Genomic DNA, 26,286 nt, shown 5'->3' with positions numbered 1-26,286 from the left:
AGCAGGCGGTGATCATGCAGGCCTTTGCCTATCACAGCACCAAGGATTACGAGAACAGCCGCGCCGCTGCGCAGCGGTTCATCGACTTCTACCCGGCGGATGAAGATGCGGCCTATGCCCAGTATCTGCTGGCGCTGAGCTATTATGACCAGATCGACGAAGTGGGCCGCGACCAGGGCCTGACCTTCCAGGCGCTGCAGGCGCTGCGCACGGTGATCGAGGTCTATCCCGACAGCGAATATGCCACTTCTGCAATCCTCAAGTTCGACCTGGCCTTTGACCATCTGGCGGGCAAGGAAATGGAGATCGGCCGCTATTACCTGCGCCGGGGTCATTATACCTCCGCGATCAACCGGTTCCGGGTGGTTGTTGAAGATTTCCAGACCACCAGCCACACAGCCGAAGCGCTGCACCGGCTGGTTGAGGGGTATCTGTCGCTGGGCCTGACCAACGAGGCGCAGACAGCGGGTGCCATTCTGGGCCATAACTTCCAGTCCACCGAATGGTATGACAGCAGCTATAAGCTGCTGACCGCAAACGGGCTGAAACTGCGGGACCGCGGCAACAACTGGCTGAGCCAGATTTACCGTCAGACGGTCAAAGGGCAGTGGCTGTAACGGCCGCTGCTGCACGGAGGCGGGGCTATGCTGCGCGCGCTTGATATCCGCGATATCCTGATCATTGATCATCTGGAGCTGAACTTTCAGCCCGGCCTGAATGTGCTGACCGGCGAAACCGGTGCGGGCAAATCCATTCTCCTCGACTCCTTGGGCTTTGTTCTGGGCTGGCGCGGGCGGGCCGAGCTGGTGCGCCAGGGGGCCGCGCAGGGCGAAGTTCTGGCCGAATTCGACCTGGCCGAGGGCCATCCGGCGCATACGATCCTGGAAGAGGCCGGGCTGCCGGGCGGCGAGACGCTGATCCTGCGCCGGGTGAACACGGCGGAGGGCCGCAAGACCGCCTGGGTCAACGACCGGCGTTGCTCGGGTGAAGTGCTGCGGTTGCTGTCGGAAACCCTGGTGGAACTGCATGGCCAGCACGACGACCGCGGGCTTTTGAACCCGCGCGGGCATATGGCGTTGCTGGATCAATATGCCTGCGTGCAGGGGCTGCTGGCCTCGGTGCGGGCGGCCTGGACCGGCGCGGCCAAGGCGCGCAAGACGGTGGAGGCCACGCGGGCGGCATTGGACGCGGTGCGGGCCGAGGAAGAGTTTCTGCGCCATGCGGTGGGGGAGCTGGACAAGCTGGGCCCGCAGCCGGGCGAGGACGAGGCGCTGGACACCCGCCGCCGCCAGATGCAGGCGGCGGAGCGCATCCGCGGCGACATATCCCGCGCCCAATCGCTGCTGAGCGAAGGCGCCGAAGGCGCCATGGGCGAAGCGCAGCGCTGGCTGGAAGGTGTTACAGGCCAGGAGAGCGACACCGGGCTGGAGGAGCCTTTGGCTGCCCTGAGCCGCGCAATGATCGAGCTGGGCGATGCCCAGGACGGGGTGGAGCGGGTGCTGGGGCATCTGGAGTTCAATCCGGGCGAGCTGGAGGATTGTGAAGAACGGCTTTTCGCCATCCGCGGGCTGGCGCGCAAGCACGATGTGCAGGCGGACGAGCTGGCGGGATATGCCGAAACCCTGCGGGGCAAGCTGACCGCTCTGGATGCTGGTGATCAGGATCTGGCCGATCAGGAGGCCGCTTTGAAAGCCGCCGAGGCGGCCTATACGCATGCTGCAGAACAGCTGAGCGCGGTCCGCCGGGAAAGCGCTGCGGCGCTTGATCAGGCGGTGATGGCGGAACTGGCGCCGCTGAAAATGGAACGGGCGGTGTTTGAAACCCGCATTTCCAGCTGCGCGCCGGGTCCGGAGGGCACCGACACGGTGGCCTTTACCGTTGCCACCAATCCGGGCGCCCCGGCAGGGGCTTTGAACAAGATCGCCTCGGGCGGGGAACTCAGCCGGTTTTTGCTGGCGCTGAAGGTCTGTTTGCGCGGCGAGGATGCCAGCAAGACTTTGATTTTCGACGAGATCGACCGCGGTGTCGGCGGCGCGACGGCAGATGCCGTGGGCCGGCGCCTGCGCAGCCTGGCCAGCAGCGGCCAGGTGCTGGTGGTGACCCACTCGCCTCAGGTGGCAGCGCTTGGCGGTCATCACTGGCAGGTGCGCAAACAGGTGGTGGACGGCATGACGCTGTCGCAGGTGGTGCCGCTGGCCGACACTGAACGGGTGGATGAGCTTGCCCGTATGGTGTCGGGTGATACCATCACCGAAGAGGCCCGCGCCGCGGCCCGCGCATTGCTGGCCGGATAGCTGCCGGAACAGGCGGGTGAGGGTTCTTTAACCGGCGTATGCCAGTTATAGGCCATTGATAAGAAAAGACCCGCTGACAGGTTATGGTAGAAGAAATCCGTTCATCGCTTTCCGCAGTTTTTGTGCAATGGCTGGCCGGCCTGAAGGACATCTGGAGGGTGTTGCGCCACCGCGGCCCCAGCCAGTTCCAGTTCTGGCTGATCGCGCTTCTGATCGGCGTCGCCGCAGGCTTTGCCGCGCTGTTTTTCCGCAAGGGGATCTCGGCGCTGCAGGCCTGGATTTATGGCGCGCCCGACCTTGATTATCTGCATTCCCATGCGCAGGCGCTGCCCTGGTATGTGCTGGTTGCCATTGCCGCTGGCGGTGGGCTGGTGGTTGGACTGATCTTGGACCGTTTCACACCGGACGGGCGGGTGCGCTCGGTCGCGGATGTGATCGAAGGCGCCGCACTGCACGACGGACGGGTCGAACACAAGGAGGGGCTGGCCTCGGCGCTGGCGTCTTTTATCACGCTGTCCACCGGCGGCTCCACCGGGCGGGAAGGGCCGGTGGTGCATATGGCAGGCGTCATTGCCACTTGGGTCAGCAACCGGATCAACGCTGATGGCATCACCGGGCGCGACCTGCTGGGCTGCGCCGTGGCGGCGGGCGTTTCGGCCAGTTTCAACGCGCCGATTGCGGGCGCGCTGTTTGCGATGGAGGTGGTGCTGCGGCATTTCTCCGTCAACGCCTTTGCGCCGATTGTGGTGGCTTCGGTGGCCGGAACGGTAATCAACCGGCTGGAATACGGCGATGTCACCGAATTCACCCTGAACACCCCCGGAGCGCTGCAGTTCTATGTGGAACTGCCGGCCTTTTTGATCCTGGGCTTGATCTGCGGGCTGGTGGCGGTGGCGCTGATGCGGTCAATCTTTTTTGCGGAAAAGGTGGGCAATACGGTGCAGCAGCGTTTGCACCTGCCGCGCTGGCTGCGGCCTGCGGTCTCTGGCGCGATGCTGGGCGTCATTGCGGTGTGGTATCCGCATATCATCGGCGTCGGCTATGAAACCACGGTGCTGGCTCTGACCGGCGGGCTGCTGCTGGGGCAGGCGGTGATCTTTGCCGCGGTCAAAACGGCGGCTGTCGCCATCACAATGGGCGGGCGCATGGGCGGCGGCGTGTTTTCCCCGTCGCTGATGATCGGCGCGCTGACCGGGCTGGCCTTTGGCCTGATCGCGACGGCCGTGCTGCCAGATGTATCCGGCACCCACACGCTATATGCCTTTGCCGGTATGGGCGCTGTTGCCGCCGCTGTGCTGGGGGCGCCGATTTCCACCACGCTGATCGTGTTTGAGCTGACAGGCGACTGGCAGATCGGTCTGGCGGTGATGGTGTCGGTGTCGATGTCCACCGCACTGGCCTCGCGGCTGGTGGACCGCTCCTTCTTCCTTACCCAGCTGGAAAAGCGCAACATTCATTGCGCCGCCGGGCCGCAGGCCTATCTGCTGGCGCTGATCCGCGCAGGCGCAGTGATGCGCCCGATGGGCGACAGCCGCTGTGCCAGTCTGGAAGACTGCCAGCCGCTGGTGGAGGACGGACTGTGCATCCGGGCCTCCGCATCACTGGAGGCCGCGATGCCGGTGTTCGACCGGGCTGAGGCGGCCTATCTGCCGGTGATGATGGAAGAGGGCGGCACAGAAGAAATTATCGGTGCGCTGTACCATGTGGATGCGCTGAAGGCCTACAACCGTGCCTTGGCTGCAACCGCGGCGGAGGAACACAGATAGGCGGGACCGGGCTGCGAAGCACTTGATCACCGCATCCCGCCCGGTGCATCCCTCTCTGCTACGGGGAAAAATCCCGATTCCCTCCCCGAATCTGTGCGAAATTGGTGACACGTAAAGGTTAAGTTAAAATCCCCATTGCCCCGCAGCGGAGCCTGACCCAACACTGTAAGCGGATTATTGCTAAGCTTACTCAAACGGTAGGAAATCATGCGCAATTTCGAAATCAGCCCGCAAGAGGCTGGTGCGAACAACAAGGCAGACGAGCGGGCAAATGAACGGGCAGCGCTGGAAGCAGCGATCAACTATGCGATCCAATGCGCCCGCGAAACGGACATCCTTGGCGCAGGTGATGCGCTGGAGGAAGCCAGGCTGAATCTCAGCCGGGCGGTTTTGACCTAAGACTCGGCCTTCGTGACACCATAGCTGCCCGGGCCCCGCTGCGGAACCGGGCTGGCTTCTGCTGCAACCGCTATCAGGCGGCGGAAAAAGGTTCATCGCAAACGAAAAACACCGTCGCCAGGCTCCGGTGGCGGACTTTCACAGTAAAAAGCGGTCCCAAATGCCAGGTTGCGGCGCGCGCTGTAAAACGGCCCCGCAACCTGGACAACCGGCTTAGACCTGTTCGACTTTAACAGAGTCGCTCAGCACAAAAGCCAGGCAGCCCTTGATTGCTGCCGCTGCTTCAATCGGGTCCTCATAGCTCCAGGCCGCGTTTTCGGTCACCGAGGACTTATTAGCGATCGAGAAATAGCTGGCGTCGCCTTTGTGCGGGCAGCGGGTGGTTTTGCTGGTGCGGTCCAGGAACGCCATGGCGATGTCTTCGCGCGGGAAATAGATGACCGGATCCATATCGCCCTCCGTCAGCTCCAGTGCGTTGGAGCTTTCGCCCAGTACGGCGCCGCCGGAGCGGACGGTCCAGGTGCCTTCGGCCTTGCGGATACGGATATTTGTCATGCGTGTTTTCCATTCTCTTCGATCGTGTCGTCTTTGGTTCAGTCTATGTAGCAGCCTATGCAGCACCTCAGTGTCACAAGGGGGCGGTTGCGGCATCAAGCCACGCCTTTGCGGCGGGGCTGAGCTGCGGTCTGATCTTTGCCGAAACCTTCTGGTGATAGCTGTCGAGCCAGTCTTTCTCGGCGGGCGTCAGCATCGCGGTGTTCACCAGCCGCCGGTCAATGGGGGCAAAGGTGAGCGTGCGCCAGCACAGCATGTCGCGCTCCGGATCGCTGCTGTCAAGGGGCGGAGCCTGTTCGGCAACCAGCAGGTTTTCAATGCGGATCCCGAAGGCGCCCTCGCGGTAGTATCCGGGCTCATTTGACAGGATCATGCCGGGTTCCAGCGGCACGTGGCTGGTGCGCGCCAGCCGCTGCGGGCCTTCATGCACGCTGAGGTAGGCGCCGACACCATGGCCGAGACCGTGGTTGAAGTCCTGGCCTGCCAGCCACAGGGGCATCCGCCCGATGCATTCGATATCGCGGCCCGCCAGCCCCTTGGGCCAGCGCAGGCGGGACATGGCGATCATGCCCTGCAGCACGCGGGTATAGGCGTCGCGTTCCTCGGCTCCGGGCGTGCCGATGGCGATGGTGCGGGTGATGTCGGTGGTGCCGTCGAGATACTGGCCGCCGCTGTCCAGCACCAAGAGGTGGCCGTCTTCCAGCCGGGTGTCGGTTTCCTCGGTCACCCGGTAGTGCATGACGGCGCCGTTTTCACCGGTGCCGGCAATGGTTTCAAAGCTGATGTCGCGCAGGGCAGGGTCTTCGCTGCGCAGGCTCTCCAGCTTCTTGACCACCTCAATTTCTGTGATGGTGCCGGGGGGCTGCGCGTCGAGCCAGGCCAGCATCTCCGCAATTGCCGCCCCGTCACGCAAGTGCGCCGCGGCGCTGCCTGCAATCTCGGCTGCGTTTTTGCGCGCCTTGGGCAGGGCGCAGGGGTCGCCCGCAGGTATCATGCGGTCGCCAAGCGCGTCTGCCACGATCTGCGGCACGGTGCCGGAGTCTGCGGCGACGGGGCCGTTGAGCGCAGCAGTAGCCTTCAGGAAGTCCTCGGGACAATGCAGGGTGACGGAGCTGTCAAAGTGATCCTGCAGGCCTGCCAGCTTTTCCGCCGCCATGAACAGGTCCACCCGGGCGTCGTCGTGCAGAATGGCAAAGCCATGCGCCACCGGATTGCGGGCGACATCGGCACCGCGGATGTTCAGCAGCCACATGATGCTGTCGGGCAGCGTGATGACCGCCGCCGCCTGGCCCGCATCGCGCAAGTCTTTGGCCAGCCGCGCGCATTTGTCTGCAGTGTTTTCGCCCGCGTAATCCAGCGGGTGCGCCGCAACCGGCTGCATCGGCGGTGCGGGCTGGTCCTGCCAGATCCGGTCCACCAGATTCTCGCATTGCGCTAGGGTGATGCCGCTGCCGTTCAGCTCTTTGGTGAGCGAAGTAATCTGACCCGCAGCATGCAGCCAGGGATCGAACCCTACTTTACCGCCTTGGGGGAGCCGTTGCTTCAACCAGCCGGCTAGCTGCACTTCGGGCCAGGGAACGGGGGTATAGTCTGCGGCGACCTGACGCTTCACCTGGGTGCGGTAGCGGCCGTCGATGAAGACGCCGGCCTTCTCTTGCAGCACTGCGCAAAAGCCTGCTGAGCCGGTGAAGCCGGTGAGCCAGGCGAGGCGCTCATCATGCGGTGCCACATATTCGCCCTGATGCGCGTCGGAACGCGGCACCAGGAAACCGTCCAATCCTTCCGCCGCCAGCTCCTTGCGCAACGCCGCCAGCCGTGGCGGGCCTTGTTCCGGGCGGGCAGTCACATCGAAGGTCTGATACATGGGCAACACTCCTGATTGAGGGCGGGGCGGCGCGGAGCGGGACTGTTCCGGCGGCGCTGCAAAGGAAAGGCGCGGGCCAACGCACGCGCCTCTTCTTGTCCCAAATCGCCCTGCTGCTGGCAAGCCCAACGGCATGGGTTTGCTGCAGACCTTGCGGCACAGAGCAGCGGGGGCTCCCGCCCGGTCTCAGGGCATTTGGGAATGCCCTTCGGCCAGTTGGGCCGGGCACCGGATGCTCTGCATCCGGTGCCGCCGCGCGCGTCAGCGCGCGGCCACGCCCAAGGCTGAGGACAGTATCCTGGATGCAGGCCAAAGACGCGGGAGGGCGCTCTTGGCTGAAAAGAGAGGGCTGACGTCAGCCGGCGCGTTTGATGCCCATCACCCGGGCGCGGGCGCGCGGGTCGCTGTCGAACAGGGCGGCCAGCTGTTCGGTCATGGCACCGGCCAGTTGCTCCACATCGGTGATTGTCACCGCACGCTCGTAATAGCGAGTCACGTCATGGCCGATGCCGATGGCGAGCAGTTCCACCTGTTTGCGTTTCTCCACCATGGCGATCACATCGCGCAGGTGTTTCTCCAGGTAGTTCGCCGGGTTCACTGAGAGTGTCGAATCGTCCACCGGCGCCCCGTCGGAGATCACCATCAGGATCTTGCGCGCCTCCTGCCGGGCCGTCATCCGCCGGTGCGCCCATTCCAGCGCCTCGCCGTCGATGTTTTCCTTCAACAGTCCCTCTTTCATCATCAGGCCCAGGTTGGTGCGGGTCCGGCGCATAGGCGCATCCGCGCCCTTGTAGATAATGTGGCGCAGATCATTCAGGCGTCCGGGCTGCTGCGGGCGGCCGTCGTTCAGCCAGGCTTCGCGGGCCAGGCCGCCTTTCCAGGCTCGGGTGGTGAAGCCAAGGACTTCGACCTTCACATTGCAGCGCTCCAGCGTGCGGGCCAGCACATCGGCGCAGATCGCCGCGATTGAGATCGGACGGCCGCGCATCGAGCCGGAATTATCCAGCAGCAGCGTCACCACGGTGTCGCGGAATTCAGTGTCCTTCTCGCGCTTGAAGCTGAGCGGGGTCGTCGGGTTGGCGACAACACGGGCCAGGCGGCCGGCATCCAGCGTGCCTTCTTCCAGGTCAAACTCCCACGACCGGTTCTGCTGTGCCTGCAGGCGCCGCTGCAGCTTGTTGGCCAGGCGGGAAACGGCGCCCTTCAGCGGCTCCAGCTGCTGGTCGAGATAGGCGCGCAGGCGTTCCAATTCGGCAGGTTCGGCCAGATCCTCGGCAGCGATTTCCTCGTCATGGGTGTCCTGAAACACTTTGTAGTCCGGATCGGCTTCAGACGCCGGCGGCGGGGCTGGCGGTTCCAGCGGTGCTTCGCCGTCGGGCATCTCGGTGTCCTCGGCGAACTCATCGTCCGCCATCTCGTCCATCGAGACCTGGGCCTGGCTTTCGTCCTGCTGCTGTTCCTGGGATTGCTCGGGGCTGGCGTCGGCCTGTTCGTCCTCGGAGTCGTCCTGGCCGCTGCTGTCCGGATCGTCCTGCTCTTCGGCGTTGTCCTCGGCTTCGTCATTGGCGTCGTCGTCCAGCTCATCCGGGTCATCGCCCAGCTGGTCGCCATAGCCGAGGTCGGAGATCACCTGCCGGGCCAGTTTGGCAAATTCAGCCTGATCGGCAATGGTTTCGTCCAGGTTTTCCAGCGTGCCGCCCGCCTGGGCTTCGATGAAGCCGCGCCACAGTTCCATGATGTTGGAGGCCCCTTCGGGCAGCGGGCGCCCGGTGGCCAGATGGCGGATCAGATAGCCGGCCGAGGCCGCCAGCGGCGCCTCGGAAGAGGATTTCATCTGGTCATAGCCGCGGCGGATCGACTCGTTGCGGATCTTCACGTCGATGTTCGAGGCCGTGCCGGGCATATGCCGCGCGCCCATCGCCTCGCAGCGGGCGGTTTCCATCGCCTCATAGAGATCGCGGGCCATTTCGCCCTGCGGGGTATATTTGGCGTGGGTGGCGTCGTCGTGGAATTTGTGGCGCAGCGCCAGCGCGTCGGCGGTGCCGCGGGCCAGCAGCACCTCTTCGCGGCTCATCCGGCGGGAGACCTGCGGCAGCCGCATGGAATCGCCCGACAGCCCCGACGGGTCGACGGTGTAGCTGACCGACAGCTCCGGGTCATCGGCCATCACCTTGGTGGCTTCGGCCAGCGCTTTCTTGAACGGATCGGCGGGATTGTCGTTGGGCTTCTTAGCCATTGAACGCACTCCAGATCGACACGGTCAGGAACAAAATGGAGCATTCCCATCGCGGCCGTATCAAATGACTGTGTTGACTGCCCGTCATGGCTGACGGAGCAGTCTTCTTCCAACCAGTTTTGTCAAATAGCCAAATCGCGTCAAGCAAGAGCCAAATGGATCCTATGACAAAAACAGGCGTCACCCCAAGCTCACGCTGGCCGCGCTTTCCGGCAGCTCTTCGTCAAAGCAGCGCTGGTAGAACTCGGCAACGGTCTGGCGCTCCAGCTCGTCGCATTTGTTCAGGAATGACAGGCGGAAGGCATAGCCCACGTTGCGGAAGATCTCGACGTTCTGCGCCCAGTTGATCACGGTCCGCGGCGACATCACAGTGCTGAGGTCGCCGTTCATGAAGGCGGTGCGGGTAAGGTCGGCAACGGTGACCATCTGGCTGATAGTCTTGCGGCCTTCGGCGGTGTTGTAATGCGGCGCCTTGGACAGGATGATCGCGGCCTCGGCATCATGGCTGAGGTAGTTCAGCGTCGAGACCAGAGACCAGCGGTCCATCTGGGCCTGGTTGATCTGCTGGGTACCGTGATACAGGCCTGTGGTGTCGCCAAGGCCAACGGTGTTTGCAGTCGCAAACAGGCGGAAGAACGGGTTCGGGGTAATGATCTCGTTCTGGTCCAAGAGGGTCAGCTTGCCGTCATGTTCGAGAACCCGCTGGATCACAAACATCACGTCGGCGCGGCCCGCATCGTATTCGTCGAACACGATGGCAACCGGGTTGCGCAGCGCCCAGGGCAGGATGCCTTCGTGGAACTCAGTCACCTGCTTACCGTCGCGCAGCTTGATTGCGTCTTTGCCGATCAGGTCGATCCGGGAGATGTGGCTGTCGAGGTTCACCCGCACGGAGGGCCAGTTGAGGCGCGCGGCGACCTGTTCGATATGGGTCGACTTGCCGGTGCCGTGATAACCTTGGATCATCACCCGGCGGTTGTGGCTGAAACCTGCCAGGATGGCCAGCGTGGTTTCGGGATCGAATTTATAGGTGTGGTCCACTGCCGGCACCCGCTCGGAGCCGTCGGCAAAACCCTTGACCGTCATGTCGGTGTCGATCCCGAACACATCGCGGACCGAAATCGTTTCGGTCGGTTTCGCATCCATATCCACAAAGCCGTCGGTCATCGCAGTCGATCCTTATCCCTCTTCCCTGCTGTCAGGGGTCAATTCGCGGGATTGGTGCCTGATCTGGCGGGCAAGGGCAAGGGAAAGTAACGCCGCAAACCAGCTGAGGTTGCGATTGTTCCGGATCTGGACGGGCCGGACGGGAGTGGCGGGCAGCACCCTGTCTTACGCACAGCGCCCCCAGCCGGGCAGCGGGGGGCGCGTTTTGCCGGCTCTTGCTGAGCTTTGGGGGGGTAGGCTGCAGCCGGCACATCTTTGGGTAGCCGGTCGTAGCAGTACACGTCAAAGAAATAAAAAGTCTATCTTAACGTTTCGGCGAAAGACCGCCCATAGCAGCCTGATCTGAGGCGACTTCCCGTGACAGGGGTCGCGGGCCGACCGGTGCAGGGCGTCAGGCGGCAAGCGCCTGCCTGTTGAACGCCAGCCCGGTCAGCATGGCGACTTCGCGGCGCTTTGCGCTGGCGAGGTGCTCGGCCCTGGCATAGGCCAGACAGATCTTGTCGAATGCGCGGGAGCGGATGGGCATCGCTCCGGTAACCTTGGCAGACATGAACAGCGGGCTGGACTTGGCTTGGCTGACGGTGTTCTGCAAGGCGGCTTCCGGTCCTTCCAGGATGAAGTGCACCTCTTCTCCGCTGCGGATCATCATGCCGGTGGCGCCGGCATCGCGGAAGGCCGGGCGGTTCCGGCTGATGAATTTGGCGATCTGCTGGTGGCTGGTTCCGGCGGTCAGCTGGGCGGTGAGGGCGAGGCGGTGCATTGGCTGTCTCCTGTTGGGGCGGGTGCAGCGGAGGCTGCTGGCTTGGGCGGTGCTGATAACTTCAATTTATGCGAGAATTACCCGTTCCGCCTGCCTGCAGAAGGATAGAATCCCCGCCGCCGCGGTCGCAAAAGCGCGGCCGCCTGACCCAAAGGATAGCTGCCTGGCCCTTGGCGCTTGCCTGGCCGTGGCCTGGGGCCGGCGTCGATAAAAAAAGAGCGGCCTCTGGCCGCTCTTTGCGCATCCGTGTTCCGGCCGCTTATTTGAAGCTTTTGCTGTCCTTGATCTGGTCCCAGGCCCACATGACCTCTTGCAGCTGCTCTTCCTGGCTGCGATCGCCGCCGTTGATGTCGGGGTGCAGCACCTTGATCAGCTTCTTATAGGCCTTGCGGATGTCGGCCTTGGACCAGTCGTCCTTGGCCTCCAGGATCTCGATCGCGCGGCGCTCGGTGGGGGGCAGGCGGCGGCCCGTTTTGGCAGCGCGGCCGGGATTCTGGGTTGCGTTGCCGCCCAGCACCTGATGCGGATCCTCGATGCCCAGCCGCGCCCAGGCGCGGGCCTCGGGATCGCCCATCGGCTTGGTCTCGCGCTCCCAGACCTTGTCCTTGGACTGCTGCGCGTTCAGTTCGGCTTCGGTGGTGCCTTCAAAGAAGTTCCAGCCGTTGTTGTATTCGCGCACGTGCTCCTGGCAGAACCAGTAGAAATCATCCAGCACATCCGGCGCCTTGGGCGCACGGAACTTGCCGGCTTCCTCGCACCCGTCCTTGTCGCAGACACGGACGGAAGTTTCGGACGCGCCGGTAGCGGCCCGGCGTCCGCGCGGATTCTTCTTTTTGGCTGAGCGGATGGACATATCAAAGCCAAAGGGATCGGACTTGCTCATGGGGGCGCACCTTCTAGACGCATCTGTTCGACTCGGAGGCAGCAGTTTAGTCTAAGGGGCGCCAGATAGAAGGGGGCGCGCCGAAAAAATTATGGGGATGAGCGGAAAATGAACGTGAAGAAAGAGATGGAAGCAGCGCTGCAGGCGGCCTTTGCCCCCAGCGCATTGGAAGTGGTGAACGAAAGCCACAAACACGCAGGCCATGCCGGCGACGATGGCTCGGGCGAAAGCCATTTTGCAGTGATGATCCGCGCCGGAGCCTTTGAGGGGATGAACCGGGTGGCGCAGCACCGCGCCGTGCATAAGGCGCTGGGGGGCATCGTGCCGCGCATTCACGCGCTGGCGTTGGATATCGGGGTCTAGGCACCAGGGCGCGGGAGGATCAGTCCTCCCCGTCGCCTTTCTGTTCGGCGCGTTTCTTCAGCGCTGCGGTCATGCCTGCAACCGGGCTGAGTTCTTCGACACCGTCATCGGACTGCATCTTGGCGGCGCCCGGCCCTGGCACCGGTATGGCTTCCAGCGGCGCCTCCGGGTCGCCGGCTGTCGCCGTGAGCGGTGGGGCTTGCGGCTCGGAATGCCGGAACTCGACTGAGGGGGCTGCAGGTTCCTTGCGGCCCGGCGCGGGCGGTTCTGCCACCTGGTCCGCGGCAATGGGCCGCCGGAACACCATCACATTGCGCCAGTTAGTGGTGGAGCCTGTCAGGCCGGAACGTTCCTCGCTCGGCAGCAGCTCTGCGCGCTGGAACTCCCAGCCGTCCGCGGCCATTTCATTAAGCTGGATCTCCACTGAATTGGCAAAGCGGGCCTCAGGGGTCTTTACCCCCTTCGCCTTGGTGCCCTTGGCGGGGGCGGGAACAACTTTGTACTCAAAGGCTGGCATGCGGCTCTCCTGTCTTGGGGGGCAGGTTTAGCGGAAAGGGGGGGCGGGTCAAGCCGCCGCGGGTTGTGCCGGCGGTCCGGCATCCGCCATAGGCTTCGTCCCGGAGCGAACAATTGCCGCTTGAGCGCCGCATCAATTGCGGGAAGTCTAGGGGAACCGGATTGACGATACCGCAGGAGGAAACGCCATGCAGACGCAGGTCGAGAAATTTGAGACGTTCAGGGCGCTGCACCAGCAGGGTGAAACCTTTGTCATGCCCAATGCGTGGGATGCGGGTTCGGCGGTGATACTGGCCGCGATGGGGTTTCAGGCGCTGGCGACAACCAGTGCAGGGTATGCATTTTCCGTGGCCAAGCGAGACTCATTTGCAGAGCTGTCGCGCGCTGAAATCCTGCGGAATACAGGGCAGATCGTCAATGCGGCGGAGCTGCCGGTGTCCGCCGATCTGGAAAATGGATTTGGGCATTTGCCCCAGGACTGTGCCGAGACCGTTATCGGGGCGGTGGCAGCCGGAGCCGTCGGCGGCGCCATAGAAGATGCAACAGGGGAGGCGGAGCGCCCGATCTATGAGATCAGCGAGGCGGCGGACAGGATCGCCGCGGCCGCCGAAACCGCCCGGGGACGTCCCTTTCTGCTGACGGCGCGGGCTGAGAATTTTCTCTGGGGGCGGCCCGACCTCAAGGATACTATTCGCCGTCTGCAGGCCTTTTCCGAGGCGGGGGCAGATGTGCTCTATGCGCCGGGGCTGCCGGACCTCGCCGCCGTCCGGACCCTGTGCTCGGAAGTGGACAAGCCGGTAAATGTTGTGGCGGGGCTTCAGGGGGAGGTGCTGAACGTTGCAGAACTGTCTGCGGCCGGGGTGACGCGGATCAGCACCGGGGGCTCCTTAGCGCGGGCGGCCTTGGGGGCGTTGCGCCGTGCAGGCGAGGAAATCCTGCAAGAGGGGAGCTTTGCCTATGCTGCACAGGCTTATCCGGGTGGCGAATTGGCCAGCTTGATGAGCAGGGGCCAAGCCTGATACGGGCCCTGTGCTGGACCCGCTGCAGGCTGTGCTGCGCCCGGCGGCAGGGGCAGAGGACTCAAAGAATCTATTTTCGCATCCGCCCGAGACAGGTCGCGGCCCTCAGTGATTTGTCACCCCGAGTGCACAGGAGGGGGTGGGTGCACGCATGTCACCCTCCTGCAGGGTGCAAAAAGGGCGCCCCGGTTTCACCCGTGCGGCGCCCTTTCCGTGTCCGGTTTCCGGGGTGGATCAGCCGCCCAGTTTCTGTGCCACCAGCTTGTTCACGGCAGCGGGGTTGGCCTTGCCGCCGGTGGCTTTCATCACCTGGCCGACAAACCAGCCCGCCAGTTTCGGGTTCACCTTGGCCTTTTCAACCTGCGCCGGGTTGGCGGCGATGATCTCGTCCAGAGCGGTCTCAATCGCACCGGTGTCGGTCACCTGCTTCATGCCGCGTTCCTCGACGATCTGCGCCGGGTCGCCGCCTTCGGTGTAGACGATCTCGAACAGGTCCTTGGCAATCTTGCCGGAAATCGCGTCCGATGAAATCAGGTCGATGATGCCGCCCAGCTGCGCCGGAGAAACCGGCGACTCGGTGATTGCGTGGTCTTCTTTTTTTAGACGGCCGAACAGCTCGTTGATGACCCAGTTCGCGGCCAGCTTGCCGCTTCGGCCCTTGGCGGTTTCTTCAAAGAACGCAGCTGATTCCACATCAGTAGTCAGCACTGAGGCGTCGTAATCCGACAGGCCAAAGTCCTTGATGAACCGCGCCTTTTTCTCGTCGGGGAGCTCCGGCAGATTGGCGGCGATATCGTCCACCCAGGCCTGTTCGATTTCCAGCGGCAGCAGGTCGGGGTCGGGGAAATAGCGGTAGTCATGCGCCTCTTCCTTGGAGCGCATGGAGCGGGTTTCGCCCTTGTCCGGGTCATACAGACGGGTTTCCTGGTCGATCTTGCCGCCTGCTTCGATGATCGCAATCTGGCGGCGGGCCTCGACCTCGATGGCCTGCTGGATGAAGCGCATGGAGTTCATGTTCTTGATCTCGCAGCGGGTGCCGAGATGGCCGAAATCTTGGGTTTCCTGGTACTTCTCGTACTGGCCGGGCAGGCAGACAGAGACGTTCACGTCAGCGCGCAGGTTGCCGTTCTGCATGTTGCCGTCGCAGGTGCCGAGATACTGCATGATCTGGCGCAGCTTGGCGATATAGGCCGCCGCTTCCTCCGGCCCGCGGATGTCGGGGCGGGAGACGATCTCCATCAGGCAGACGCCGGTGCGGTTCAGGTCGACAAAGGACATGTTGGGGTCCATGTCGTGGATCGACTTGCCCGCGTCCTGCTCCATGTGGATGCGTTCCACGCGCACGTTGCGCGCGGTGCCGTCGCCCAGTTCCACCAGCACTTCGCCTTCGCCGACGATGGGGTGGTACAGCTGCGAGATCTGATAGCCCTGCGGCAGGTCGGGATAGAAATAGTTCTTGCGGTCAAAGGCCGACCACAGGTTGATCTCCGCCTTCAGCCCCAGCCCGGTGCGCACGGCCTGCTCAACGCAGAACTCGTTGATCACCGGCAGCATGCCAGGCATCGCTGCGTCCACAAAAGCCACGTTGGAGTTCGGTTCGGCGCCGAATTTGGTGGAGGCGCCGGAGAACAGCTTGGACTTGGAGCTGACCTGGGCATGCACCTCCATGCCGATGACCAGTTCCCAGTCATGCTTGGCGCCCGCGATCACCTTGGGCTTGGGGAGTTCATATGTCAGGTCGAGCATGGTTTTCCGCCGTATCCGAATGTCCTTGGTTGGCAAGCGTTCTAGGCCAGTGCGGCAGGGGGGGCAAGAGCCGCAAGGCTGGGAAAAGCAGCAGGCAGCCGGAAATGGGGTTGGCTGCCTGACGGTTGGAGCAAATTGCGGAAACGAGCGGCAGAGGGCGGCAGCCCCGAAGAGCTGCCGCGTGGAGCACTCAGGCAGCGGCCAGCCGTTGGCTGTTGCGACGCAGGGCGCCGAGAGAAAACAGCTGGAAAGCGATGAACACCGGCACAAAGTACTCCGGGAACAAGGCAAGCGGGTAGGCATTGATGATGTTGGGGTTATCGAAGGCCATGAACTGCAAAGCGCCTGCGGACGTCGCGATGCCAAGGCTGACGGCAATGGCAAAATCGAGCAGGCCGATATAGCTGGCGCGGCGCACCAGATCCTCGGCCTTTGCATCGCCGCGGTTCAGGGCGCGCATGGCCTGGATCGCAGCAATGCCGGCCAGAATGTCTCCGATGCCCGCAGGCAGAGCGAATTGCCAGGGCAGGGCGCCCATCAGCCAGCCCAGAAGAAACACGCCGCCCATCAGCCGGAGGCTTTGAATGCTGATCAATTCGGCATGCCCCAAACTGCCGAGAATCGCCCGGCCGGTGACTGTCAGCCGGCCCAGACCCCACAGGAGGGCTGCTCCGCCGATCAGGGGCATGAGGGCATACGGCGGATCGGTTACCGCCAGGGGCGGCATGAGGATCCCGGCTTTGGCAAGCAGGACGACCAATGGGTGCCAGAGCCCCAGGGCGACAGCCGCCACAGCCACCGCAGTTGCCGATTGCCGGAGCGGGAGGCCGGATTTGCAAGCCCCGATGCTGAGGATTCCAACAGCGAAGGCCGGAAGGATGACGGCGAAGGCCTGTACGTAGGCGGTTGCGAAAGTTTCGAACATGTCCTTGCTCCTGTGGTCCGGGTTTGGTGGGTTCCAATCTTGAAGTGACTATAAATTATGTAGTGACTTCACATTTGCAAGCCAGCCCCTTACATTTTCTTGTATGAGCCAGGAAACGCGCCAGAATTGCCCGGTGATGCGGGCCTCGAATGTGATGGGGGATCAGTGGACCCTGCTGATCCTGCGTGAATTCTTTCTGGAGGGGGCGCGCAGGTTCCAGGACTTGCAGGACATTCTGAAAGTGTCGCCGAACACGTTGTCCGGGCGGTTGCGCAAGCTGGAAGACAGCGGTGTGCTGGAACGGCGGGCTTATTCGCAAAACCCGCCGAGGTGGGAATACCACCTGACTGAGCGCGGAGAGGCGCTTGCGCCGGTCATGACTGCGATCCGGGCCTGGGGGGAAGCGCACACGCAGGATCTGCCGGACGGACCCTAAGGGGGCGGCAACCAGCTGCCAGTTGCGCATTGTCCTCTTGGCGCGGCGCGGACGGGCGGCTAGAACTGGCAATCCGAGCAGACCAACAGGAGGCCGCATTGGACACATCCGCCCGTATCGCCCAGACTATCGCCGCAGAAATCAGTGCCGCACCCAAACAGGTGACCGCCGCTGTCGGACTCTTGGATGAGGGCGCAACGGTTCCCTTTGTCGCACGCTACCGCAAGGAGGCGACGGGGGGGCTGGATGATACTCAGCTGCGCACCCTGGCGGAACGGCTGGAATACCTGCGCGAGCTGGAGAAGCGCCGGGCTGCTATCCTTGACTCGATCCAGGGGCAGGAAAAACTGACCGATGATCTTGCCGCCTCGATTGCCAAGGCGGAGACCAAGGCGCAGCTGGAGGACATCTATCTGCCTTACAAGCCCAAGCGGCGCACCAAGGCGATGATTGCAAAGGAAAACGGACTGGAGCCGCTGACCGACGCCATTCTGGGCGACCGCAGCGCGGATCCCGAGAAACTGGCCAATGGGTATGTGACCGAGGCGGTCGCAACGGTGAAGGACGCGCTGAACGGGGCGCGGGACATTCTGACCGAGCGGTTGTGCGAGAATGCGCAGCTGCTGGGACGGCTGCGGGAGTTTATGCAGCGGGAGGCGGTGCTGACTGCCAAGGTGATCGTGGGCAAGGAACAGGAAGGCGCCAAGTTCTCCGACTACTTCGCCCATACCGAGCGCTGGGCGGATGTGCCCTCGCACCGGGCGCTGGCGATGCTGCGCGGGTCGAACGAAGGCGTGCTGACGCTGGACGCGGGACCGGAGCCGGAGGAAGGTGCTGCGCGGGCCGAGGCGATAGTTGCGGCGGAACTGGGCGCGGGCGGCAACGGGCCGGGCGATGTATGGCTGCGCAAGGTGGCGGGCTGGACCTGGCGGGTGAAGCTGAGCCTGTCGATGATGCTGGAACTGATGGGCGATCTGCGGGGGCGAGCGCAGGAGGACGCAATTCAGGTTTTTGCGCGTAACTTGAAGGACCTGCTGTTTGCAGCGCCAGCCGGTGCGCGGCCGACCCTCGGGCTGGACCCGGGCATCCGCACCGGCGTCAAGGCGGCAGTGGTTGATGCAACCGGGAAACTGGTGGCCACCGAGACCCTGTATCCATTCCAGCCGAAGAACGATCTGCGCGGCGCGCAGGTGTCCATCGTCAAACTGATCGCCGAACATGGCGTCGAGCTGATCGCCATCGGCAACGGCACTGCCAGCCGCGAGACTGAGCGGATGGTGGCGGAGGTGCTGAACCATCTGCCCGCCAAGGTAAAAGCGCCGACCAAGGTGGTGGTGAGTGAGGCAGGGGCCTCGGTTTATTCGGCATCCGAGCTGGCCGCGCGGGAGTTTCCGGATCTGGATGTGAGTTTGCGCGGAGCGGTGTCGATTGCCCGGCGCCTGCAGGATCCGCTGGCGGAACTGGTGAAGATCGAACCCAAAAGCATAGGAGTGGGCCAATACCAGCACGATGTGGACCAGCACAAACTCTCGAAATCGCTGGAGGCGGTGATCGAGGATGTGGTGAACGGCGTGGGGGTGGATCTCAATATGGCTTCGGCGCCGCTGCTGGCGCATGTCTCGGGTCTTGGCCCCGGCTTGGCAGAGGCGATTGTGGCGCACCGCGATGTGAATGGCGCGTTTATGTCCCGCAAGGAGTTGCTGAAGGTGGCACGGCTGGGCCCCAAGGCGTTTGAGCAATGCGCAGGCTTTCTGCGCATCCGTGATGGCAAGGAGCCGCTGGATGCGTCCTCGGTCCATCCTGAGGCCTATGACGTGGCACGCAAGATCGTGGCGGCCTGCGGGCGCGATATCCGGCAGATCATGGGCGATGAAAACGCCCTCAAAGGGCTGCGGGCTGAAGATTTTGTCAGCGACAGTTTTGGCCTGCCCACCGTGCTGGACATTCTGCAGGAGCTGGAGAAGCCGGGCCGCGACCCGCGCCCGTCCTTTGTGACGGCATCGTTCAAGGACGGGGTGGAGCAGATCACCGATCTGAAACCGGGCATGGTGCTGGAAGGCACCGTTACAAACGTGGCGGCCTTTGGCGCTTTTGTGGATATCGGCGTGCATCAGGACGGGCTGGTGCATGTCAGCCAGCTGGCCGACCGGTTTGTGAAGGACCCGCATGAGGTGGTGAAAACCGGTCAGGTGGTCAAGGTGACGGTGACCGAGGTGGATGTCCCGCGCAAGCGGATTGGCTTGACCATGCGCAAGGATGGCGGTGCTTCGGCCAAGGAAGACCGCAACGCGCGCGGTCCGGCCAAGGGCGCGGGGCCGCGGCGGGGCGGCAAACCTGCGGCTGGTAAAGGCAAGACTTCTGCCAGCCCCAAGGGCAAGCAGGGCAATGATCAAGGCACTGGCGCGCTGGGAGCGGCGCTGATGGATGCCTTTAAGAAGAACTAGGGCAGCGGAGCCTTAGTCCCGTTTTTCTCTTTTGAACCGGCAGGTTATGCGGGGCTGAATTGCAGGCCCCGGTCGGTGAAGGCGATTTTTTGCCCGCCTTCGATCTCTTCGCGGAATTGACCGGCGATGGCAGCTAGTGCGCCGGCATGGCCGCGGGCAGCAAAGCGGCTGACAGAGCGGATGCGGGCGCTGTTGTCAAAGCCTTCGGCGGCATGCGCCCAGACCAGAGGGTGCAGTTCTGTCAGGTGATCGCGGATCAGCCAGTTTGCAGCCTCGGCGATCTTCAGCCGCGGCAGGTCGGTTTGCAGAGACTGCCCCAGGCCCTTGCGCAGGGAAACCGTGCAATAGGCGGCCAGCAGGTTGATCATCTCCTGCGAAGGGTTGGCTTTGACGATATCCTTCAACCCGTCGATGAAGAACCGGGTGTCAACACGGGTGCAGGCCTGATCGTCGATGGCAATGGTATCGAAGTAAACCCAGGTATAGCCGCCGGCCCCCCAGGTTTCTGCTGTGCGCGCCGCGGTGCGGCGGGCCTCCAGTTCAAGGGCTGCATAGGATCCGGACCAGCGCGGCAGCATGTGGGTGCCGAGTGTGCGCATGTGGCGGTGGTTGCCGGGAGCAAGATCAATCAGGACGCCAATCTCATCCGCCACCCGCAGCGCCCCGGCAGTGCGGCCGGCAAACAGCGCGCAATGTGCGGCTTTCAGGAATGGGCTGTCCTGGCATTCGTCTGCAATTGGATCCAGCAAGGCCGCAGCGCGGTCGAAGTGGGCGGCGCAGCGGCGCTGGTTCGCCTGCGGCGCTGCATTGTGTCCCTCAGCCCCGCGCCAGGCCCAGCCGATGTCGATATGGGCAAGGGCGACCAGCGCTGTCAGATAGGGGTCATGGCGGTTCTCAGCCCGCAACGCCTCAAAAGCCATCAGGCCGCGGATCAATGTGCGGCTGCAGGCATCCTGGTCTTCTGTCAGCGCATGTTCGGTTGCGTTTACAACATCCGCCCTGGCACCATAAGCGATGAGGTCCGCCAGCGGCAGCCCGCAGCGAGCAGCGGCGCGGGTTTGATCCGCTTCACGGATTTGCCGGGACAGTTCGTCCCAGCGCTCCTGGCGGGCCAGAAACTGGCCGCGGTCCTGGGCCTGGATGCAATCCGGATCGCCCTGTTCGCTGCGGACCGGGATCGACAGGCTGTCTTCCAGGCGGCGGTTCAGCAGTTCCCCTGCCGGGGCTGGGGGCGAAACAGGAACAGGAACAGGAACAAGAGTGGCGGCAGGCTTGGAGCGGTCGGAAACCAGACCTGAAATGCGGGACAGGAGATCCCGTGCCTGTCGAGAGGTTGTGAGCATTTGCGCTTCCTGATGAGTGGCAGCTTATCGTTGCTCACAATGTCGTCAGGCATTGGGGCGCAAAGATGGCGGCACTGGGGAAGTTAACGCCTCAATGGGAACAATCGCAGGGGGCGGCGGCGGGTTTGGCAGCTGATGCGCAAGTTCAAGGCCGAGGCCGTCAAAACGCAGTGAAATGATGGCGTTCGGTCCTGATGCTGCGGGCCTGGAATTCGGCGTCCGCTTCGGCGTGCGGCGGGGTGGCCTCTTGCGGCAGGCGGATGCGTTTGCCGCTGCGCAGGATCAGCGTTGCCCGCACCGAGAAATCCCAGCGGGTATCAAACCGCACCCGGTCAATCTCATCCAGCTCTGCCTTGCCTGTCAGTTTTCCGGTGAACCACTCGATCCGGTTCTGGGAAATATTCAGTCCGGACAGGGGGTTGCGGATCAGGTCTGCAATGGCGGGCAGGACTGGCAGGGTGAGCAGGACCACCAGCCACAGGGCGGCATCCAGCACCAGCCACAGCACCACAAGCGCCGCCAGCCAGCCGCCCGTTGCCAGAATGGCCGCGGGGGAGCGGCCCCGGCGGGAGAAGCTGTAGTCCTCCGCTGGGGCTGGTGTATCAGGCGTTTCAGGCATCCAGGATCCGGGTGACCATTTCATTGGTGTCGCGGCTGAGGCCCGCAGTGCCGGCAATCCGTGTAAGCTGGGCGCGGATCAGCGATTGGCGGCCGGCATCATAGCGCTTCCAGGTCTGGAAGGCGGCGCACATGCGGGCGGTGGTCTGGGGGTTCAGCTTGTCCAGCGCAATGAGGTTCTCGGCCAGCAGCTGATAGCCTTCACCGCCGGCATGGTGGAAGCCCGCGTGATTGCCCGCCAGTGCGCCCATAACCGCACGGAAACGGTTAGGGTTCTTCATATCGAACAGCGCGTGCTTGGTGAGGGCTGCCGCCACAGCGGACGTATTCTCCGGCGCGGCGCAGGCAATCTGCAGGGCAAACCACTTGTCCATCACCAGCCGGTCGTCCTGCCATTGATCGAAGAAGGCCTGGCTTTGCGCATCACCATTCTCGGCCTTCATCAGCGCGGCGAGGGCGGCGTATTGCTGAGTCATGTTGTCAGCGGCGGCGTACTGGCGCGCGGCTTGCTCGCCGCCGTCGAGCCGGGTCACCAGCGACAGGATGCGGCCGTTCAGGGCGCGTTTGCCGGCACTTTCGGCACCGGGGCTGTAAGCGCCTTCGACCGTGGTGGCGGCATAAAGCCGGGGCAGGCTGGTTTCCAGTTGCTGCGCCAGCGTCTGGGTAAAGGTCTCCGCCGCGTCGTAGATTTTCTGCGGGTCGGGGGTGAAGCCGCGCTCATGCAGGGTCTGGGCGATGTCGGCCTGGCTGGGCGGCGACAGCGCCAATGCGCGGAAGGCCGGGTCCTGCGCATCGTCGCGCACCAGTTTTTCCAGCGCGTCCAGATAGGCGCCATCGGGCGCGGCGCCATCCAGCACCATGGCGACGCGGACCTCTTTGGCCAGCGCATTGCCCGCTTCCCAGCGGTTGAACGGATCTGTGTCATGGGCCAAGAGAAAGGCGCGCTCGGCGTTGCTGGTCTCGCGCTCCAGGATCACCGGCGCGGAGAATTCGCGCAGGATCGACGGCACCGGTTTGGCGGCAAGCCCGTCAAAGGTGAAGCTTTGTTTGGCCTCGGTCAGCTCAAGCACTTGCGTGCTGCGGACCTCATCACCGTTGGGCGACAACAGGCCAACCGCCATCGGAATCACCCGAGGGGCCTTGTCCGGCTGGCCCGGCGTTGGCGGTGTCGACTGCTCAAACGTCAGCGTATAGGTGCCGTCAGCGTAGCCTTCCGAGACCTTCACCCGCGGGGTGCCCGCCTGGCTGTACCACAGTTTGAATTGCTGCAGGTCACGCCCCGTTGCGTCCTCGAACACCTTCAGCCAGTCCTCGATGGTGCAGGCCTGGCCGTCGTGGCGCTCAAAGTACAGCTTCAGTGCCTGGTAGTAGTTGTCATCCCCCACCAGCCGTTTCAGCATGCCGATCACCTCGGCGCCTTTTTCATAGACGGTGGCGGTGTAGAAGTTGTTGATCTCCTGGAACTCCTCCGGGCGCGGCGGATGGGCGAGGGGGCCGCCATCCTCGGGGAACTGGCGGGCGCGGAGCGTGATCACGTCGTCTATCCGCTTCACCGGCTCAGAGCGCATATCAGAAGTGAACTGTGCGTCGCGAAAAACGGTCAGCCCTTCCTTGAGGCAGAGCTGGAACCAGTCGCGGCAAGTGATGCGGTTCCCGGTCCAGTTGTGAAAATACTCATGCGCGATGATGGCTTCAATACGTTCGAAATTTGCATCTGTGGAGGTCTCCGGCGAGGCCAGAACGCAGGAAGAGTTGAAAATGTTCAGCCCCTTGTTCTCCATCGCGCCCATGTTGAAGTCGTCGACGGCAACGATGTTGAACAGCTCCAGGTCGTATTCGAGGCCATAGACATCCTCGTCCCATTTCATCGACTTCTTCAGCGCTTCCATGCCAAAGGCGCATTTGTTCTCGTCGCCGGGGCGGACCCAGATGTTCAGCTCCACTGCCTTGCCGGACTTTGTGGTGAAAGAGCCGGGGTAGTTGACCAGATCGCCCGCCACCAGCGCGAACAGATAGGCCGGTTTCGGCCAGGGATCGTGCCATTCGGCCCAGCCCTCGCCCTGGCCCATGGGGTTGCCGTTGGACAGCATCACCGGCTCGTCGCCCTCGATCCGCACGGTGAAAGTCGACATCACGTCGGGGCGGTCGGGGTAATAGGTGATCTTGCGGAAGCCCTCGGCCTCGCACTGGGTGCAATACATGCGGTTGGACATATAAAGCCCCTCCAGCGCGGTATTGCCGGCCGGGTTGATCTCCACCTCAGCCTCCCAGGTGAAGGGGGCGCTGGGCACATCGCAGGTGAGGCCTTTACCGGTCACCTCAGGCGTGACCTCCTGACCGTCGATCCTGGCCGAGATCAGCTTCAGCTCCTCGCCATGCAGGAAGAAGCTCTTGTCCGCCGCATCCGGCTTCGGGGCAAAGCGGATCCGGCTGAGAACGCGGGTGGTTTCCGGTGCCAGGCGGAACGTCAGATGGACGCTTTCGACGTCATACCCGAAGGGTGTGTAGTCTTTCAGGTAGAAGGTTTGGGGCGTGTCTTTGGCCATTCTCGCTCTCCTCTGCACTGCTCTTTTCAGGTGTAGTGGATGCAGGCGGGACTGCAAGCGGATTGGTCGTCAGACAGCAGTAACCGGAAAAATCCGCAGCACTTTCTTGGAAAACAAGAAATTGAGTTCGGTTTCACAAGGGGTCTGTTTTGTTGCTGATCGGAAACTTCTGCCCTAGTTAGGGGGTCAGCATACAGTGGTGTACCGCCGGAAGGAGCAAGACATGAGCCGGGTCGAGAAACAGGGAATTCAGGTCGCGCCGGAACTGGCGGATTTCATTGAGAAACAGGCGCTGCCCGGCACCCGTGTCGAGGCAGAGACGTTCTGGAAAGGCCTGGCGGAACTGGTGAATGGGTTCGGGCCGGAAAACCGGGCGCTGCTGGCCAAGCGTGAAGATATCCAGGCCAAGATCGACGCCTGGCACATCGCCAACCGCGACAAGCCGCACGACCACGAGGCCTATAAGGCGTTTCTCGCGGACATTGGCTATCTGCTGCCCGAAGGCGGCGACTTCGAGATTGAAACGCAGAATGTCGACCCCGAGATTGCATCGGTGCCTGGCCCGCAGCTGGTGGTGCCGATCACCAACGCCCGCTATGCGCTGAACGCGGCGAACGCGCGCTGGGGCAGCCTCTATGACGGGTTCTATGGCACTGATGCGATGGGCACCCCTGCGCCCAAGGGCGGCTACGACAGGGGCCGCGGCGCGCGGGTTGTGGCGCGGGCGCGGGTGTTCCTGGACGAGGCCTTTCCGATCGCCGGCACCAGCCACGCTGATGTGCGCCGCTATTATGTGCAGGACGGCCAGCTGCTGGTCGATGATCTGCCGCTGGCGCAGCCGGAGAAATTTGCAGGCTACCGCGGCAACCCCAAGGCGCCGGAGTCGGTGCTGCTGCGCAACAATGGCCTGCACGTGGAACTGGTATTCGACCGTGCCCATGCAATTGGCGCCCGTGACCAGGCGGGGCTGGCCGATGTGCGGCTGGAAAGCGCGATCTCGGCGATCATGGACTGTGAGGACTCGGTCGCCTGCGTCGATGCCGAGGACAAGGTGCTGGCCTATTTCAACTGGCTGGGCCTGATGAAGGGCGACCTGGAGACCAACCTGGAAAAAGGCGGCAAGATCATCACCCGCCGCTTGAACCCCGATTTTGGCTTCACCGCGCCGGATGGCACTGCCAAGACCGTGAAGGGCCGCGCCCTGCTGTGGGTGCGCAACGTCGGCCACCTGATGACCAATCCGGCGGTGCTGGATCAGGACGGCAAGGAGGCATACGAAGGCCTTCTGGACGCGCTGATCACCGTGATGATCGCCATGCACGACCTGAAGCGCGACGGCGGCAACTCGGCCCATGGGTCTGTCTATGTGGTAAAGCCCAAGATGCACGGTCCGCAGGAAGTCGCCTTTACCGACCGGATCTTCGATAAGGTCGAGGACATCCTGGGCCTGCCGCGCCACACCGTGAAGATCGGCATCATGGATGAGGAGCGCCGCACCTCGGTGAACCTCAAGGAATGCATCCGAGCCGCGAAGCACCGGGTCGCCTTCATCAACACCGGCTTTCTGGACCGTACCGGCGACGAGATCCACACCTCGATGGAGGCGGGGCCGTTCTCCCGCAAGGATTTCATCAAGCGCAAGGGCTGGATCGGTGCCTATGAGAACCTGAACGTGGATATCGGCCTGGAATGCGGCCTGTCCGGCAAGGCGCAGATCGGCAAGGGCATGTGGGCGATGCCCGACATGATGGCGGCGATGATCGAACAAAAGATCGAGCATCCGAAATCCGGCGCCAACTGCGCCTGGGTGCCGAGCCCGACCGCCGCAACCCTGCACGCGCTGCATTACCACAAGGTGGATGTGTTCGCGGTGCAGGAGAAGCTCAAGGCAGGCGGCCGCCGTGCCCATGTGGACGGCATCCTGGAGATCCCGCTGGCCACCTACCGCAAGTGGACTCCGCGCCAGATCGCCCGCGAGGTGGACAACAATGCCCAGGGCATCCTGGGCTATGTGGTGCGCTGGGTCGATCAAGGGGTCGGTTGCTCCAAGGTGCCGGACATCAACGACGTCGGCCTGATGGAGGACCGCGCCACCTGCCGGATTTCGGCCCAGCACATCACCAATTGGCTGCATCATGGTGTTGTCACTGAAGACGAGGTGATGGGCTCCCTTCGCAAGATGGCCAAAGTGGTGGATGAGCAGAACCGCGGCGACAATACCTATCGCGCGATGGCGCCAGGGTTCGACACCATTGCCTTCCAGGCGGCCTGCGATCTGGTGTTCAAGGGGCGGGTGCAGCCCTCGGGCTATACCGAGCCGGTGCTGCACGCCCGGCGGCTGGAGCTGAAGGCGCAGGAAGCGTCAAACTGACCGCGGCAAACTGACCGGATGAAACAGTTTCCCTG

Annotated in this window: 21 protein-coding genes; 9 read left to right on the top strand and 12 right to left on the bottom strand. The window is 63.4% G+C overall.

The features are described 5' to 3' along the window. The 4 genes from A2I95_RS12165 to A2I95_RS12150 form a co-directional block, all read left to right on the top strand. Positions 1 to 617: outer membrane protein assembly factor BamD (locus tag A2I95_RS12165; RefSeq protein ID WP_291730016.1), on the top strand; the 617-nt coding region annotated here is incomplete at its 5' end. Positions 618 to 644: 27 nt separating this feature from the next. Beyond that, the gene (gene recN, locus A2I95_RS12160; protein ID WP_291730015.1) at positions 645 to 2,294 is read left to right on the top strand and encodes a DNA repair protein RecN; all 1,650 of its coding nucleotides are present in this window, start codon (positions 645 to 647) and stop codon (positions 2,292 to 2,294) included. A gap of 83 nt (positions 2,295 to 2,377) precedes the next feature. Then, entirely contained in the window at positions 2,378 to 4,060 is a 1,683-nt protein-coding gene (locus A2I95_RS12155; protein WP_291730014.1) for a chloride channel protein, read from the top strand. A 207-nt stretch (positions 4,061 to 4,267) separates the two neighbouring features. Next, positions 4,268 to 4,459, top strand: coding sequence for a hypothetical protein (locus A2I95_RS12150; RefSeq protein WP_291730013.1), 192 nt, complete (start codon positions 4,268 to 4,270; stop codon positions 4,457 to 4,459). A gap of 213 nt (positions 4,460 to 4,672) precedes the next feature. Here A2I95_RS12150 and A2I95_RS12145 read toward each other — a convergent pair whose 3' ends face one another. From A2I95_RS12145 to A2I95_RS12120, 6 genes are all read right to left on the bottom strand, one after another. After that, positions 4,673 to 5,014 (bottom strand): DUF427 domain-containing protein, encoded by a 342-nt coding sequence (locus A2I95_RS12145; RefSeq protein ID WP_291730012.1) that lies wholly within the window; start codon positions 5,012 to 5,014, stop codon positions 4,673 to 4,675. A gap of 73 nt (positions 5,015 to 5,087) precedes the next feature. Next, positions 5,088 to 6,878: an aminopeptidase P family protein gene (locus tag A2I95_RS12140; RefSeq protein WP_291730011.1), complete on the bottom strand. Its 1,791-nt coding sequence runs from the start codon at positions 6,876 to 6,878 to the stop codon at positions 5,088 to 5,090. 355 nt (positions 6,879 to 7,233) lie between these two features. Then, positions 7,234 to 9,114, bottom strand: a complete 1,881-nt coding sequence (gene cobT, locus A2I95_RS12135; RefSeq protein WP_291730010.1) for a cobaltochelatase subunit CobT — start codon at positions 9,112 to 9,114, stop codon at positions 7,234 to 7,236. A gap of 180 nt (positions 9,115 to 9,294) precedes the next feature. Next, positions 9,295 to 10,281 (bottom strand): cobaltochelatase subunit CobS, encoded by a 987-nt coding sequence (gene cobS, locus A2I95_RS12130; RefSeq protein ID WP_291730009.1) that lies wholly within the window; start codon positions 10,279 to 10,281, stop codon positions 9,295 to 9,297. 391 nt (positions 10,282 to 10,672) lie between these two features. Beyond that, entirely contained in the window at positions 10,673 to 11,041 is a 369-nt protein-coding gene (locus A2I95_RS12125; RefSeq protein ID WP_291730008.1) for a BLUF domain-containing protein, read from the bottom strand. Positions 11,042 to 11,300: 259 nt separating this feature from the next. After that, positions 11,301 to 11,924, bottom strand: coding sequence for a DnaJ domain-containing protein (locus tag A2I95_RS12120; RefSeq protein ID WP_291730007.1), 624 nt, complete (start codon positions 11,922 to 11,924; stop codon positions 11,301 to 11,303). A gap of 108 nt (positions 11,925 to 12,032) precedes the next feature. Here A2I95_RS12120 and A2I95_RS12115 point away from each other — a divergent pair, with 108 nt between their 5' ends. Next, positions 12,033 to 12,287, top strand: coding sequence for a BolA family transcriptional regulator (locus tag A2I95_RS12115; protein WP_129371454.1), 255 nt, complete (start codon positions 12,033 to 12,035; stop codon positions 12,285 to 12,287). Between the two features lie 19 nt (positions 12,288 to 12,306). Here the strand turns inward: A2I95_RS12115 and A2I95_RS12110 are convergent, their stop codons facing one another. Beyond that, the gene (locus A2I95_RS12110; RefSeq protein ID WP_291730006.1) at positions 12,307 to 12,804 is read right to left on the bottom strand and encodes a DUF4177 domain-containing protein; all 498 of its coding nucleotides are present in this window, start codon (positions 12,802 to 12,804) and stop codon (positions 12,307 to 12,309) included. Between the two features lie 187 nt (positions 12,805 to 12,991). Between A2I95_RS12110 and A2I95_RS12105 the strand changes: the two genes are divergently transcribed. After that, positions 12,992 to 13,822 carry an isocitrate lyase/phosphoenolpyruvate mutase family protein gene (locus A2I95_RS12105; RefSeq protein WP_291730005.1) on the top strand — a complete coding sequence of 277 codons (831 nt, stop codon included), beginning with the start codon at positions 12,992 to 12,994 and terminating at the stop codon, positions 13,820 to 13,822. Between the two features lie 234 nt (positions 13,823 to 14,056). On the opposite strand, the gene gatB is transcribed toward A2I95_RS12105, so the two are convergent. Beyond that, the gene (gene gatB / locus A2I95_RS12100; RefSeq protein ID WP_291730004.1) at positions 14,057 to 15,568 is read right to left on the bottom strand and encodes an Asp-tRNA(Asn)/Glu-tRNA(Gln) amidotransferase subunit GatB; all 1,512 of its coding nucleotides are present in this window, start codon (positions 15,566 to 15,568) and stop codon (positions 14,057 to 14,059) included. 190 nt (positions 15,569 to 15,758) lie between these two features. Next, positions 15,759 to 16,493, bottom strand: coding sequence for a hypothetical protein (locus A2I95_RS12095; RefSeq protein ID WP_291730003.1), 735 nt, complete (start codon positions 16,491 to 16,493; stop codon positions 15,759 to 15,761). Between the two features lie 103 nt (positions 16,494 to 16,596). On the opposite strand from A2I95_RS12095, the gene A2I95_RS12090 reads away from it, so the two are divergent. Beyond that, the gene (locus A2I95_RS12090) at positions 16,597 to 16,929 is read left to right on the top strand and encodes a helix-turn-helix domain-containing protein (RefSeq protein WP_291730002.1); all 333 of its coding nucleotides are present in this window, start codon (positions 16,597 to 16,599) and stop codon (positions 16,927 to 16,929) included. A gap of 98 nt (positions 16,930 to 17,027) precedes the next feature. Next, positions 17,028 to 19,373: a Tex family protein gene (locus A2I95_RS12085; protein ID WP_291730001.1), complete on the top strand. Its 2,346-nt coding sequence runs from the start codon at positions 17,028 to 17,030 to the stop codon at positions 19,371 to 19,373. 44 nt (positions 19,374 to 19,417) lie between these two features. Here A2I95_RS12085 and A2I95_RS12080 read toward each other — a convergent pair whose 3' ends face one another. The 3 genes from A2I95_RS12080 to pepN all read right to left on the bottom strand — a co-directional run bounded on the left by A2I95_RS12080 (position 19,418) and on the right by pepN (position 23,880). Next, positions 19,418 to 20,716 carry a hypothetical protein gene (locus tag A2I95_RS12080; protein WP_291730000.1) on the bottom strand — a complete coding sequence of 433 codons (1,299 nt, stop codon included), beginning with the start codon at positions 20,714 to 20,716 and terminating at the stop codon, positions 19,418 to 19,420. Between the two features lie 160 nt (positions 20,717 to 20,876). Beyond that, positions 20,877 to 21,335, bottom strand: coding sequence for a hypothetical protein (locus tag A2I95_RS12075; protein WP_291729999.1), 459 nt, complete (start codon positions 21,333 to 21,335; stop codon positions 20,877 to 20,879). Further along, positions 21,328 to 23,880 carry an aminopeptidase N gene (gene pepN, locus A2I95_RS12070; protein WP_291729998.1) on the bottom strand — a complete coding sequence of 851 codons (2,553 nt, stop codon included), beginning with the start codon at positions 23,878 to 23,880 and terminating at the stop codon, positions 21,328 to 21,330. The genes A2I95_RS12075 and pepN overlap by 8 nt, the downstream gene beginning before the upstream one ends. A 223-nt stretch (positions 23,881 to 24,103) precedes the next feature. Here pepN and A2I95_RS12065 point away from each other — a divergent pair, with 223 nt between their 5' ends. Next, positions 24,104 to 26,251 carry a malate synthase G gene (locus A2I95_RS12065; protein ID WP_291729997.1) on the top strand — a complete coding sequence of 716 codons (2,148 nt, stop codon included), beginning with the start codon at positions 24,104 to 24,106 and terminating at the stop codon, positions 26,249 to 26,251. Positions 26,252 to 26,286: the final 35 nt, after the last annotated feature.

The organism is Leisingera sp. F5 (assembly GCF_001593695.1).
Note: the sequence above shows the minus strand (reverse complement) of the source record. Positions and strands in the feature narration are given on the sequence as shown.